Raw genomic sequence first — 13,228 nt, forward strand, 5'->3', positions numbered from 1 at the left:
TGCAATGCTCGCGAACACCATGGCTGTGCAGGCCGCGCCGCAACACGAACGGCTACACGTCCGCTTCGAACCGCCCTGCGTAGCGGAACAGCTCGCCAAATAGCGGGTGGGTCATGCGGAAGTCCATCGCATAGTGGCGCGCGCCCACCGCCTGCTCGACGATGGTGGTGTGGCCCAGCACCAGCCATTCGGGAACCGTCAACAGCCACGGCCCGAGCTTGGCGACCATGCGGGTGCCACGGTAGTGCAATTGCTCTCCAACCACGGATGGAACCAGCTCCAGCCCGAGCACGGGATTGACGAACTCGATCAGCCGACCCGGCCCGCTAGCCACGCGGTGGCTGTCGAAACGCAATACACGGCCGTCGCCGTAACGCAGGGTTCTGCGCCAGTGCTGGCGCCCTCCCTCGGCATGCTTGAGCACCGTGGTCTCCACCGCCTGCCCACGCCGGTGCACCAGCGCCCCCAGTAGGCGCATGGCCCACAGCAAGGGCAGCAGCCAGACATGAAACGCGATGTCCAGGTGACCGACGTCGCGGGAACCCTCGTCGCGGTAGTGGGCTTGCAATGCGGGCGGCAGGCGGTCCCAGTCCGCGCCCAGGATCTGCTGCATCAGCTGGCTCATGGACCCACCCCCGCCACGTGCTTGGAGACCATCAGCGCGACCACCACCACCATGCTGGCGAACGCCGGCACGCCGAGCCAGAACCAGCAGCGCACCATGCGCCAGTAGGCCGGCGAAAGCGGGACGGATCTGGCGGCCGCATCGTCCGCGATGGCCCGCATGCGCAGCTGCAACCAGACCACCGGCAACCAGCAGGCGCCGGCCAGGCCGTACAGCGCCAGGCTGAATGCGATCCACGGCGTCGCCAGCGGCAGGCCCAGCAGATGGACCATCCACAGCCCGCTCAGCGGCTGGAACACCACGGCGGGCGTGGTGAAGATCCAGTCGGCCAGCACCACATGCCGGTTGGTGACCGCGATGTGGACCACATGGCCGCTGCGGTCGGCCATCCACTTGTAGAAGGCGCTGCCCAGGCCGGTGCCGAACAGCAGCACCATGCTCAGGATGTGCAGGGTCTTGAGGGTCGTGTAGCTCATGCGGCGCTCCTGGTGGCAACGGGCAGGCGCAGGCCCTCGGGCGCGGCAGGGCGCAGCGGCCGCCGCAGGAAGCGTTCGAGCGGTCCGGCATCGGCAGTGCAGCCGCGCTGCAGCATGCGGATGTTCTCGGGCCGGAGCATCGGATGCATGCCGCGGCCCAGGGCGGCCAGGCCCAGAACCAGCGGTTCGGGCACGCAGAGCAGGCGCGCGGGCGCCAGCCCCTGGGCCTGGCGCAGGCGCCGCAGCCATTGCGCGCAGGTGAAGGCCTCGGGCCCGACGAGGTCCAGCGTCAGGCCGGCCGCGTCGGCCGCGAGGCAGCGCAGCACGCTGGCCACGACATCGCCGACATGCACGGGTTGCAGCATCTGCTCGCCGCGCCCGACCACGGGAATCCAGGGCAGCGCCGCCAGGCGCAGCGCCGCAGCGGCGCTGGCACCGCCCTCGCCATAGACCAGAGCGGGCCGCAGCACGAACCAATCCAGCGGCAGGCGGCGCAGTCCGTCGTCGGCGGCACGCTTGCTCGAAAGGAAGGCGGAACAGGCCGAAGCATCGGCGCCCAGGGCCGAGATCTGCACCACCCGGCGCACGCCAGCCTGCTGGCTGGCCTGGAACAAGGCCAGCGGGGCCTCGGTGTGCAGCACTGCGAAACGCTGCCTGCGGGTCTGGCCGATGATGCCGATGGCGTTGACGACGGCATCCACGCCGTCCAGCAGCGCCCGCCAGTCCTGCGGCGTCCGCATCTGCCCGGCGTCGACCCCGTGCCGCCGCGACACCCGCAGGACCCGGTGGCCGGCATCGGCCAGCGCGGCAGCGATGTGGCGGCCGAGGAAGCCGCTGGCGCCAGTGAGCAGCACGTTCATGACGCGCTCCGCCCGCCCGGAGCGCCGATGAACTGCACGAGGCGCTTGCCCAGGACATGCAGGCCGAGCAGCAGGCCGCCGAGCGTCGCCATCAGGACAGCATGGAAGGCGTCGAGCGGATCGCTGGTGGGCCACAGCATCTGCACCGCGAGCGACACCAGCAAGGGCGCGATCGTCAGCATCGCCCAGGTGTAACTGCGCCAGAAGGCGGCTGCATCGGCGTCCTGGCAAACCCGCTCGAGCACCCGGGTGAGCGGATCGGACAGGATGCGGAGCAGCAAAAGACTCAGGCTGACGCTGACGAGGGCCGCGGCCAGCAGCTGGAGGAAGGCATTCATGGAAGGCTCGCTAGGGTTGTTGGAGCCTCCAGTTTTCCGGTTCAGGGTCGATTGGTCTTTCGGACGGATAGAACCGTCCTAGTTTTCGGCTCCGAAATGATCATTCCGGAATACCAATCGACGCCTGGGGCGCTTTGGCGCGGCCGGCAGGCGGTGAGTGCAGCGTGCGGTACTGGCCCGGCGTCATGCCTTCGATTTCGCGGAAGGCCTCGTAGAAGGTCGACTGGGACGTGAAGCCGACATTCAGGCCCACGGACAGCACAGAGGCCGACGGCTCCTCGCACAGCAGGGTCGTGGCGGCGCCGATCCGCCATTCGCGCAGGTAACGGGACAGGCTCTTGCCGAGCCGGGCGTTCAGCAGTTCCGACAGCTGGTGGGGGCTCAAGTCCAGCTGCGCCGCCAGGCCCGCCAGGCTCAGGTCCGGGTCGGTGAACGCACGGTCCCTGGCCATCAGGCCCTGCAAACGCGCCAGCGCCGCATCGCAATCGACCTTGCCCAGCGTCGTCTGGGCATAGCCCGTCTGGACCGCTTCACGGACTTCGACCGCCAGCTGCGGCCGCAGCCCCAGGGAGATCTGCACCAGCAGCAGGGCCAGGCCGATGGCACATGCGTAGAGGCTGACGAACACCTGGGCTGGCAGCAGGGTCGGCGCCAGCCCCAGGACCGAGACGCCCAGCGCGATGGCGCAGGCCGTGCCGAGCAGGGCCATCTCCGCATGGAAGCGCGCCCGCGCCTGGCGCAAAGCCAGCAGGCTGCGCCCCAGCCAGAGCAGGTAGCCAGCGCCGAGCAGGAAGGCGGCGGGCAAGGCCAGCGGCGGCGCCAGCCAGGGTGCGACCAGTAGCGGGATGCCGTGGACCGCCAGCCGCGCGCCCTGGACCGGTGCGGCAAGTGGATGCAGCACGGCCCGGCTGAACAGGTAGAAGCTCGGCGCGACGACGAACAACGCGATGCGGTAGGCCAGACTACCGGTCCAGGCCTGGCCCAGGTACAGGTCGGCGAAGTGCGCCAGCTGCAGGCCCGACAGCGCCAGCAGCAACAACAGGCCCATGGCGCGGGACTGTGGCAGCCCTCGGTACTGGTCGCCGCCCAGATGGGTCAGCGCGACCGCGGCGGCGCTGAAGACCGAGTAGCCGGCAAGAAGAATGGCGAGGGCGGTCAAAGGGCAGCGTGGCGCAAGCAAAGCGCAGATTGTTCCATCCCGCGGACAAGGCGGTCTGTCAGGCGCCGGCAGGCAAGGCGGCCACCCGCACCGCATCGCCCACCGCGATCTCACCGCCCTGCAGCACGCGCGCCGTCATGCCGCCGTGGCCGCGCAGCGCGTTGTAGCCGCCAGGGCCCAGCGTGGCCTCCATCTTCGAGCAGGGATCGCAGGGGCCGGTCAGCTGCAACACGACGGCCGCGCCGATGTGCAGCGCGAGCGGCTGGTCGGCGAACAGCGTGCGCGCCGCGACGAGGTTGAGGCCCTCGACCACGAGGTTGCGGCGCAGCAGCGTGGGCGCGATGTGCGGCAACCCCGTCCAGGCCGCGACCAGCGGCAGGTGCTCGGCCTGCAACAGCGTGACCTGCCGCTTGCCGCCACCGGCGTGGGCCGGTGAACGTGGAGTCCGCTCGGCGCTGCGGTCGCCCTGCAGGCCACGGTCCGCAACTGCCAGCGCACGTTCGACCGACAGCGCCGGCACATCGCGCGCAGGCCGCAGGACGATGGCCTGCACGCGGCCGGCATGGGGAAACTGGCGGGACAGCTGGCGCAGATCGGGCATGGCCCGCATGCTCGCACAGAGAAGGATGCCTCAGCGCCGCACGCGCCCGCCCAGCACCCCCACCACCTCGCGGAACACCGCATTGCCTGCGCCCGCGTGGGCCAGGTCCAGCACATGGCTGGCGGCGTAGTAGGGGCTCAGGTCCAGCCCCACGCCCACGCCGTACAGCGCGATCTGCCCCTGCTGCTCGATGCGTTGGGCCACCTGCTGCAGGTGCCTGTCGAGGTAGTGCGTGTCGTTGGCCAGGCGCGTCGCGCCATCCATCGGGCAACCGTCGGACACCACCAGCAGGATGCGGCGCCCTGCCTCCTGTGCGGCGAGCCGGCCGGCCGCCCATTGCAGGGCCTCGCCGTCCACACCTTCGCGGAACAGATCGGGCCGCAGCAGCGCGGCGATGCCGGGGCGCGCGCGGCGCCAGGGCGTGGCGGCATCCTTGAACACGATGTGGCACAGCTCGTTGAGCCGGCCCGGCCGCGCCGGCCGGCCGGCGCGCTGCCAGTCGCGCTGGGCCCGGCCACCGTTCCAGGCGCCCGTGGTGAAGCCCAGCACCTCGCAGCGCGCGCCGATGCGCTCCAGCGCGCGGGCCAGCACATCGGCCAGCATGGCCGTCCACTCGGCGTGCTCCTTCATCGAGGCCGAGCAATCGAGCAGCAGCGTCACGGCGCAGTCGGCCAACGGCTGGCTGCGCGCGGTGCGGAACAGCCGGCGCTCGGTCGGCAGCGCCACCAGCCGGGCCAGGCGGCGCCCGTCGAGCAGACCTTCCTCCTGGCCGTCGTGCCAGCCATCGTCGCGCGGCTGGGCCAGCAAGGCCTGCAGCGCGCGCACCAGCCAGGGCAGCTGCACGCCCTGGCTGGCGATGCGGGCGTCCAGCCGCTCGCGCAGTGCGCGCAAAGGTTCGGCCCGCACCAAGGTGGTGGCGGCCACCTCGCGGTCGTGGGCGCGCGTGAACACACGGTACGGCTCGCCTTCGCCCTCGACCACGCGGGCGTCGCCAGCCTGTGCCATGCGGCCGGCCTCTCCGGCTGGGGGGTCGAAGTCCATCAACACGCGAAAGTTGGCGGCGCTGTCTTCGTCCTCGGCTTCGCGCTCGGCCGCCTGCTGCTCGGCCACCTCGGCACCGTGCGCGAGCATGGCGGCCACTGCGCGTGCGATGGCCAGCGCGTGCTGCGCATAGGCAGCCTGGTCGCGGCGCTGGCGGCGCAGGCCGGCCAGGTCGGTGCCCAGCTGCGGCACGAGTTCGGCGCGCGTGCCTTCGATGAGGTCTTCGGTGTCCTCCAGCACGGGATCGCCGGTCACGCGCGAGCGGCTGATCTGCGCCACGGTGTAGAGCAGCATGCCGCGCGTGGTTTCGTTGAGCCGCGCATGGTGGTAGGCGCGCGACCAGGCATCGAAGCGGTGGCGCAGGTTGCGCACCACGCCGGGCATGGCGGGGTCGGCCAGCGACTCGCAGCGCAGCTGCTCCAGCAGCTCGAACAGCAGCCGCTCCACCGGCGGCTGCGGGCACAGGCGGCGGTGCAGGGCGGCGTCGCTGTGGGCCAGGCGCAGCGCGATGCCGTCGGCCGCGCCGCGGAAGGAGCCGGCATCGTCGCCCTGCTCCAGTGCCGGTGCCAGGTGCGGTCCGAACAGCGGCAACGGCTGGCGGCCGCGGTGCAGGCGGCGGCCGCGGTAGTGCAGGTCGGCCTCGCCGCTCAACGCGCGGATGGCCCCGGCGCTGAGTTCCTCCACCTGCTCGTGCCAGCGCGCCAGCTGCGGCGGCGTCGGCGGCACGCCGGCCGCGTCGGCGCGCGGAGGCGCGGGCCAGTGGCGCGGCGTCATGGACTGGCCGTGGGTTCCAGCTCGCGGTCCAGGCAGCGCTGGAAGTACTCGGCCACGACGGGGCGCTCGGCCTCGTCGCATTTGTTGGCGTACGAGAGTCGGAAGGCCACCGCCACGTCGCCGAAGATCTGCAGGTTCTCGGCCCAGGTGATCACGGTGCGCGGCGACATCAGCGTGGACACATCGCCCGCCGCGAAGCCCTTGCGGGTGAGCCCGGCGAGCGCCACCATCTGCGCCACCAGGCGGCGCCCGGCGTCGTCGCCCAGCGCCGGCACGCGGGCCAGCACGATGGCCGCCTCCTCGGCAGGATGCAGGTAGTCCAGCGCGGCGACGATGTTCCAGCGGTCGATCTGCGCGTGGTTGAGCCGCTGCACGCCGTGGTACAGGCCGTTCAGGTTGCCCTGGCCCACGGTGTTGGCGGTGGCGAACAGGCGGAACGCCGGATGCGGCGTGAGCACGGTGTTCTGGTCCAGCAGCGTGAGCCGGCCGCCCTGTTCCAGCACGCGCTGGATCACGAACATCACGTCGGGCCGGCCGGCGTCGTACTCGTCGAACACCAGGGCCATGGGCCGCTGCAGCGCCCAGGGCAGGATGCCGGGCTGGAACGCGGTGACCTGCTGGCCGTCCTGGAGCACCACGGCGTCGCGGCCGATCAGGTCGAGCCGGCCCACGTGGCCATCGAGGTTCACGCGCAGGCAGGGCCAGTTCAGCCGCGCCGCCACCTGCTCGATGTGGGTGGATTTGCCCGTGCCGTGCAGGCCCTGCACCAGCACGCGCCGGTTGTGCGCGAAGCCGGCCAGCAGCGCCAGCGTCACGTCGTGCTGGAAGCGGTAGGCCGGGTCGGTCTCGGGCACATGGGCGTCGGGCGTGCGGAAGGCGGGCACGCGCAGGTCGCTGTCCAGCCCGAAGACCTCGCGCACGCTGACCTGGATGTCGGGAACGGTGGTGGGGTCGGTCATGGCCAAGGTCCTAGGCAGAAGTCTGGCGCGGCACGGCGTGCTCGATGTCGGCCAACGCGCGGGCGGCGCGCTGCAGCGCGGGCAGCACGCTCTCGGCCTTCTCGCGCGGCAGCCGCATCACAGGCGCCTGCACGGCCACGCAGAGGTTGGAGCGGCCGGTGTCGGACGGCACCAGCACGGCCACGCACAACAGGCCGGGCAGGAACTCCTCGTCGTCCAGCGCATGGCCGGCGCGGCGCACGGCCTTGAGCGCAGTTTCCAGCTGCGCCAGGTCGGTGACGGTCTTGGGCGTGTAGGCCATCAGCGGCGCGTGGCCCAGGAGCCGCTGGCGTTGCGCCGGGCTCATCTGCGCCAGCAGCAGCTTGCCGCTGGCCGAGCAGTGCGCCGGCACGCGCGAGCCGGGCGCCAGGTAGAAGCGCAGCGGCGCGGCGGTCTCCACGCGGTCGAGGTAGACCACCTCGTCGCCGGCCAGCGCGGTGATGTTGCAGCTCTCGCCCACCTCTTCCACGAGCCGGCGCAGCACGGCATGGCGCGCGCCGTGGAAGGTGTCGTTGCGCAGCAGGTTCTCGGCCAGGCGGCGCAGCCGCACGCCGGTGCCGTAGTGGCGGCCGTCGCCCTCGCGCTGCAGCAGGCCTGCACCCTCCAGCTGCTGCAGCATGCGGTGCAGCGTGGGCTTGGGCAGGCCGGTCTCGTCCACCACGGACTGCAGGGTGAACAGCTGGTCGCGCCCGGCGATGACCTCGAGCAGCGCGAACAGACGCATCGTGGGCGTGTCGCCCGGGAGCTCGGCCGCGCCGCCGGCGGGCTGGGAAGGGGGAACGATGTGCATGGTGTGGGATGTTCTCATATTCCGTTATTCGGACCAATAAGTTTCGATTTTCGAAATTTGTTGACGTTTTGCGGCCGTGCTTTCAGAATCCGCCGGCGATTCAACCCACCCGCCTTTACCGGAGACTCCCATGAGCCAGACCCCCACCGACGGCCGCAGCGTCGTTGCCGGCGTGCAGAAGATGACGCCTTCCGAAGCCTTTGTCGAAACCATGGTCGCCAACGGCGTGCGGCACATCTTCGGCATCATGGGCTCGGCCTTCATGGACGCGATGGACATCTTCGCGCCGGCCGGCATCACGCTGATCCCGGTGGTGCACGAGCAGGGCGCGGCCCACATGGCCGACGGCTATGCCCGCGCCAGCGGCCAGCATGGCGTGGTGATCGGCCAGAACGGCCCGGGCATCAGCAACTGCGTGACGGCCATCGCCGCAGCCTACTGGGCGCACAGCCCTGTCGTCATGATCACGCCCGAGACCGGCACCATGGGCATGGGCCTGGGCGGCTTCCAGGAAGCCAACCAGCTGCCGATGTTCCAGGAGTTCACCAAGTACCAGGGCCACGTGACCAACCCCAAGCGCATGGCCGAGTTCACCGCGCGCTGCTTCGACCGCGCGATGAGCGAGATGGCGCCCACGCAGCTGAACATCCCGCGCGACTACTTCTATGGCGAGATCCAGTGCGAGATTCCGAAGCCCATGCGCGTGGAGCGCGGCTCGGGTGGCGAGAACAGCATGGCGGCTGCAGCCGAGCTGCTGGCGAACGCGAAATTCCCGGTGATCCTGGCCGGCGGCGGCGTGGTGCTGGGCGATGCGGTGGAAGAGACCAAGGCCCTGGCCGAGCGCCTGGGTGCCCCCGTGTGCAACGGCTACCTGCGCAACGACAGCTTCCCCGCAAGCCATCCGCTGTGGGCCGGTCCGCTGGGCTACCAGGGCAGCAAGGCGGCCATGAAGCTGATCAGCCAGGCCGACGTGGTGATCGCGCTGGGCTCGCGCATGGGGCCGTTCGGCACGCTGCCCCAGCACGGCATGGACTACTGGCCCAAGGACGCCAAGATCATCCAGGTCGAGGCCGACCACACCAACCTGGGCCTGGTGAAGAAGATCCACGTGGGCATCCACGGCGACGCCAAGGCCGTGGCCAAGGCCCTGCTGGCACGCATCGGCGGCCAGACCCTCGCCTGCGACGCCACCAAGGGCGAGCGCGCCCAGAAGATCGCTGCCGAGAAGGCCGCCTGGGAGAAGGAGCTGACGGAGTGGACGCAGGAGCGCGACCAATACAGCCAGGACATGGTGGAAGAAGCCAAGGGCGAGAAGACCTTCAACGGCGGCCAGTACCTGAGCCCGCGCCAGGTGCTGCGCGAGCTGGAGAAAGCCATGCCGCCGCGCGCGATGGTGTCCACCGACATCGGCAACATCAACGCCGTGTCGAACAGCTACCTGCGCTTCGAGGAGCCGCGCAGCTTCTTCGCGCCCATGAGCTTCGGCAACTGCGGCTACTCGCTGCCCACCATGATCGGCGCCAAGCTGGCCTGCCCGGACCGCCCGGCCATCGCCTACGCGGGCGACGGTGCCTGGGCCATGAGCATGACCGAGATCATGACGGCCGTGCGCCACGGCATCCCGGTCACGGCCGTGGTGTTCCACAACCGCCAGTGGGGCGCGGAGAAGAAGAACCAGGTGGATTTCTACAACCGCCGCTTCGTCGCCGGCGAGCTCGACAGCCCGAGCTTCGCGGGCATCGCGCAGAGCATGGGCGCCGAAGGCATCGTGGTGGACGACCTGGCCCAGGTGGGTGCCGCGCTGAAGAAGGCCATCGACCTGCAGATGAACGAGAAGAAGACCTGCGTGATCGAGATCATGTGCACGCGCGAACTGGGCGACCCGTTCCGCCGCGATGCGCTGGCCAAGCCGGTGCGCTTCCTGGACAAGTACAAGGACTACGTCTGAGTCCGGGGGGCGGACGGTGCAGCCGCTGCCCGGTCTGGAGACCCATCCGCGCCTGGCGGCTCTGATCGCGAGGGCGCGGGCCGGTGCCGCCGAGCGCCTGCCGCGCATCGGGCTGGTCTACCCCTGCGACGCGCTGGCGCTCGATGCGGCGCAGCACATCGCGGCCAGCGGCATCGGCCAGCCGGTGCTGATCGGCCCCCGCGTGGCCATTGCGCAGGCCGCCGCGGCCGCCGGCGTCGACCTGTCCGGCATGGCCCTGGTCGACACCGCCGACACCGGCCCGGCTGCGGCGCTGGAGGCCACCCGGCTGGCGCGCAACGGCCAGGTCGACGCGCTCATGAAGGGCTCGCTGCACACCGACGAGCTGATGTCCGCCGTGGTCCACAAGGAGAACGGCTTGCGTGGCGAGCGCCGCATCAGCCACGTGTTCCTGTTCGACCTGCCGCACTACCCCAAGCTGCTGGCCATGGCCGACTGCGTGGTGAACATCGCGCCGGACCTGCGCACCAAGCAGGACATCCTCGGCAATGCCGTCGGACTCTTGCAGCGCCTCGGCAACCCCCGGCCCAAGGTCGGCATCGTGGCCGCAGTGGAGACCGTGACGGCCGCCATCCCGGCCACGCTGGACGCGCAGGCCCTGGTCGCGCAGGCGCACGCCGGCGCCTGGCCGGGCGCCATCGTCGAAGGCCCGTTCGGCTTCGACAACGTGTTCTCGGCCGAGGCCGCGCGCATCAAGAAAATCGGGGGCCTGGTGCCGGGCGACGCCGACCTGCTGCTGCTGCCCGACCTCAACGCCGGCAACATGCTCTACAAGAGCTTCGTCTACGTGGGCGGAGGCGACTGCGCGGGCCTGGTGCTGGGCGCGCGCGTGCCGGTGGTGGTGACCTCGCGCGCGGACTCGGCCGGCGCGCGCATCGCGTCGGTGGCGCTGGCGGTGCTGGCGGCGGGGTGAGCGCGGCGATGCAGTCCATCCGCTTCAGCAGCTTCGACAGGCTGGTGGACATCGTCGGCGACGGCCGGCATTGGCGGGCTTTCTCCGCCAACCTGGACGGCAAGCGCGTGCCCGCCGACTTCGTGGTCCCCGATGAGCTCGCGGAAGAAGAACTGCAGCAGTACCTGGAAGACCTGTCCCATGAGCATGCCACGCCCAGCAACGGCGACGTCCACCGCCTCGGCTGAACGCCTGCCCCTAGGGTTGCCGGCGGAACCGGATGCCATCCTGGCCTTGCGCAGCGCCGGCCCGGGCGACGCCGCACGGCTGGCAGTCCTGGCAACCCAGGTCTGGCTGCACACCTATGCCACCGACGGCATCGGCGACGACATCGCCCGCCATGTCCTGTCGGAGCTCGGCGTCGACAGGTACGCCGCATTGCTCGGAGATCCGCGCACCAGCGTGCTCGTGGCAGAGCGCGGCCAACGGCTCGTTGGCATGGCGGTGGCCCGCGGCAAGGCGCCCTGTCCGGCGGGCGCGCCATCCACAGTGGAGTTGCAGACGCTCTATGTGCAGGCGCACTTCATCGGGAGTGGCATCGGCAAACGGCTGTTGCAGGCCGTCGAGGCGCAGGTGCTCGCCGCCGCAGACTGTGCGCCTTGGCTCATGGTCAACGCGCGCAACGACCGCGCCCTGGCCTTCTACAGACGCCAGGGCTACACGCAGATCGGCACCGACTGGTTCGTGCTGGGCGAGACGCGCCACGAAAACCTGGTGCTGATCGGCCCTGGACGCGGCGGCCGCTGAGGGGCCACCTCACCCCGTCACGCGCGGCAACCACGTCGCCAGCGCCGGGAACAGCATCAGGATCCCCACCGCCAGCACCTGCAGCGCCATGAACTGCAGCATGCCGGCGTAGATGTGCTTGAGCTCCCACTGCGGCACCACGCCCTTGAGGAAGTAGGCGGACAACGCCACCGGTGGCGACAGCCAGGCCGTCTGCAGCGTGACGGCCACCAGCGTGCAGAACCACAGCAGGTCGATGCCCGCGGCCTGCACGATGGGCAGCACGACGGGCACCACGATCAGCACGATGGGCACCCATTCCAGCGGCCAGCCCAGCACGAAGATCAGGCCGAGGATCAGCCCCAGCATGACCATCGGCGGCAGCGACAGGCCCAGCAGCCAGTCGGCCATGAACTGCGGGCTGCCGAGCCGCGCGAACACCGAGCCGAACAGGTTGCTGGCCACACCAGCAACAGGATCATGCTGGAGACCTCCAGCGTCTGCAGCATGGACTTGCGGATCTGCGGCCAGCGCATGCGGCCCGAGCCCACGGTCAGCACGAAGGTGGCAGCGCAGCCCACGGCACCGGCGTCGGTGGGCGTGGCGATGCCCAGCAGGATCACGCCCAGCGTGGCCATGATGACCACGATGACCGGCAGCACGCCCAGGGCCAGGTCCTTCACCACCGGCCCCAGCGAGGCGGGCCGCAGCTCCGGCGGCAAGGCCGGGCCCAGCGCCGGGTTGAGCCAGCAGCGCAGCAGGCACCAGACCAGGAACAGCGTGGAGAGCAGCAGGCCCGGCAGCACAGCGGCGGCGAACAGGTCGGTGGCCGGCACGCCGACGACCGGGCCCATGACGATCAGCATCACGCTCGGTGGAATGAGGATGCCCAGCGTGCCGCCGGCCGTGATGGCACCGGCGCTGAGCTTGGGGTCGTAGCCGCTCTTGATCATGGAGGGCCCGGCCATCACGCCCAGCAGCGTGACGGCCGAGCCGACGATGCCGGTGGCCGCCGCGAAGATCGTGGCGGTGACGATCACGGCGATGTACAGCGAGCCGCGCACGCCGGCCAGCAGCTGCTGGATGCCGCGGAACAGCCGTTCCATCAGGCCGGACTGCTCCAGCAGGAAGCCCATGAACAGGAAGAACGGGATGGAGGCCAGCACGGTGTCGCGCATGACCGAGAAGGTCTGCAGGATGGCCAGGTCGAACACCACCGGGCCCAGCGCGATGAAGCCCGTGGCCAGTGACAGCGCCCCCAACGTGAACGAGATCGGAAAGCCGATGAAGATGGCGCCGAACAGGACCAGCAGCGCGACGATGCCCAGGATCTCGTCGCTCATACCGCGATCTCCGCTGGCGCCTCGGCTGCCGGCCAGGCCCCCGTGCGCAGCGTGTGCAGGCACTTCAGGCACTCGCTGACGCCTTGCAGCATCAGCAGCGCGCCGGCCAGCGGCAGCGACAGCTTGAACGGCCAGGTGATCGGCTGCCAGGAGCTGCTGACGAAGGTCTCGTGGGTGACGAAGGCCTTCCAGAAGTAGCCCCAGCCCACGAACAGCAGCACCCCCACGAAGGGGAAGAACATCAGCAGGTAGCCGGCCAGGTCCACCCCGGCCTGGCGCCGCGGCGACCAGTCGGCGTAGAAGCTGTCGGTGCGCACATGGCCCTTGCGCTGCAGCGTGTAGGCCGCACCCAGCATGAAGAAGCTGCCGTACAGCATGAAGGTCATGTCGTAGGCCCATTGCGTGGGCGCGTTGAACACATAGCGCGCCACGACCTCGTAGCTCAGCGACAGCACCAGCGGCACGATCATCCAGGCCACGGCGTGACCCGAGACAATGGCCACGCGGTCGAGTGCGCGCGCGAGGCGCAGCAGGCCCGATTCCATCGATTGCATCCGC

The 13,228-nt window shown here is 70.4% G+C and carries 14 protein-coding genes and 1 pseudogene; 4 read left to right on the forward strand and 11 right to left on the reverse strand.

Annotated elements, in window-relative coordinates; translation table 11 throughout:
* Positions 1-52 precede the first annotated feature (52 nt).
* The 9 genes from DES41_RS16925 to DES41_RS16965 all read right to left on the reverse strand — a co-directional run bounded on the left by DES41_RS16925 (position 53) and on the right by DES41_RS16965 (position 7,662).
* Positions 53-625 (reverse strand): DUF4166 domain-containing protein, encoded by a 573-nt coding sequence (locus tag DES41_RS16925; RefSeq protein WP_114468816.1) that lies wholly within the window; start codon positions 623-625, stop codon positions 53-55.
* The gene (locus DES41_RS16930; RefSeq protein ID WP_114468817.1) at positions 622-1,101 is read right to left on the reverse strand and encodes a DUF2269 family protein; all 480 of its coding nucleotides are present in this window, start codon (positions 1,099-1,101) and stop codon (positions 622-624) included. Before DES41_RS16930 ends, DES41_RS16925 begins: the two co-directional genes overlap by 4 nt.
* Complete coding sequence (locus tag DES41_RS16935) at positions 1,098-1,961, reverse strand: complex I NDUFA9 subunit family protein (RefSeq protein WP_114468818.1); 864 nt, start codon at positions 1,959-1,961, stop codon at positions 1,098-1,100. The genes DES41_RS16930 and DES41_RS16935 overlap by 4 nt, the downstream gene beginning before the upstream one ends.
* Positions 1,958-2,299: a hypothetical protein gene (locus tag DES41_RS16940; protein ID WP_114468819.1), complete on the reverse strand. Its 342-nt coding sequence runs from the start codon at positions 2,297-2,299 to the stop codon at positions 1,958-1,960. The genes DES41_RS16935 and DES41_RS16940 overlap by 4 nt, the downstream gene beginning before the upstream one ends.
* A 100-nt stretch (positions 2,300-2,399) precedes the next feature.
* Positions 2,400-3,458, reverse strand: a complete 1,059-nt coding sequence (locus DES41_RS16945; RefSeq protein ID WP_114468820.1) for a helix-turn-helix transcriptional regulator — start codon at positions 3,456-3,458, stop codon at positions 2,400-2,402.
* 58 nt (positions 3,459-3,516) lie between these two features.
* Positions 3,517-4,059, reverse strand: coding sequence for an MOSC domain-containing protein (locus tag DES41_RS16950; protein ID WP_114469027.1), 543 nt, complete (start codon positions 4,057-4,059; stop codon positions 3,517-3,519).
* A 30-nt stretch (positions 4,060-4,089) separates the two neighbouring features.
* On the reverse strand, positions 4,090-5,874 hold the full coding sequence (locus DES41_RS16955) for a cobaltochelatase CobT-related protein (RefSeq protein ID WP_114468821.1): 1,785 nt from the start codon (positions 5,872-5,874) through the stop codon (positions 4,090-4,092).
* Complete coding sequence (locus DES41_RS16960; RefSeq protein ID WP_114468822.1) at positions 5,871-6,833, reverse strand: AAA family ATPase; 963 nt, start codon at positions 6,831-6,833, stop codon at positions 5,871-5,873. The genes DES41_RS16955 and DES41_RS16960 overlap by 4 nt, the downstream gene beginning before the upstream one ends.
* A 10-nt stretch (positions 6,834-6,843) precedes the next feature.
* Complete coding sequence (locus tag DES41_RS16965) at positions 6,844-7,662, reverse strand: IclR family transcriptional regulator (RefSeq protein ID WP_114468823.1); 819 nt, start codon at positions 7,660-7,662, stop codon at positions 6,844-6,846.
* A gap of 130 nt (positions 7,663-7,792) precedes the next feature.
* On the opposite strand from DES41_RS16965, the gene xsc reads away from it, so the two are divergent.
* The 4 genes from xsc to DES41_RS16985 are packed head-to-tail and all read left to right on the forward strand — an operon-like array spanning position 7,793 to position 11,348.
* Positions 7,793-9,610 (forward strand): sulfoacetaldehyde acetyltransferase, encoded by a 1,818-nt coding sequence (gene xsc, locus DES41_RS16970; protein WP_114468824.1) that lies wholly within the window; start codon positions 7,793-7,795, stop codon positions 9,608-9,610.
* Between the two features lie 16 nt (positions 9,611-9,626).
* Positions 9,627-10,562, forward strand: coding sequence for a bifunctional enoyl-CoA hydratase/phosphate acetyltransferase (locus DES41_RS16975; protein WP_342769663.1), 936 nt, complete (start codon positions 9,627-9,629; stop codon positions 10,560-10,562).
* A gap of 8 nt (positions 10,563-10,570) precedes the next feature.
* Complete coding sequence (locus DES41_RS16980) at positions 10,571-10,789, forward strand: DUF7661 family protein (protein ID WP_114468826.1); 219 nt, start codon at positions 10,571-10,573, stop codon at positions 10,787-10,789.
* Complete coding sequence (locus tag DES41_RS16985) at positions 10,743-11,348, forward strand: GNAT family N-acetyltransferase (protein WP_170168197.1); 606 nt, start codon at positions 10,743-10,745, stop codon at positions 11,346-11,348. The genes DES41_RS16980 and DES41_RS16985 overlap by 47 nt, the downstream gene beginning before the upstream one ends.
* 9 nt (positions 11,349-11,357) lie before the next feature.
* Here the strand turns inward: DES41_RS16985 and DES41_RS16990 are convergent.
* Both DES41_RS16990 and DES41_RS16995 read right to left on the reverse strand, forming a co-directional pair.
* Positions 11,358-12,670 (reverse strand): annotated as a pseudogene (locus DES41_RS16990) (TRAP transporter large permease).
* Complete coding sequence (locus DES41_RS16995; protein WP_170168198.1) at positions 12,667-13,224, reverse strand: TRAP transporter small permease subunit; 558 nt, start codon at positions 13,222-13,224, stop codon at positions 12,667-12,669. Before DES41_RS16995 ends, DES41_RS16990 begins: the two are co-directional and overlap by 4 nt.
* Positions 13,225-13,228: the final 4 nt, after the last annotated feature.

Origin of the sequence: Pseudorhodoferax soli (assembly GCF_003337555.1) — a bacterium.
Taxonomy (GTDB): domain Bacteria; phylum Pseudomonadota; class Gammaproteobacteria; order Burkholderiales; family Burkholderiaceae_C; genus Pseudorhodoferax; species Pseudorhodoferax soli.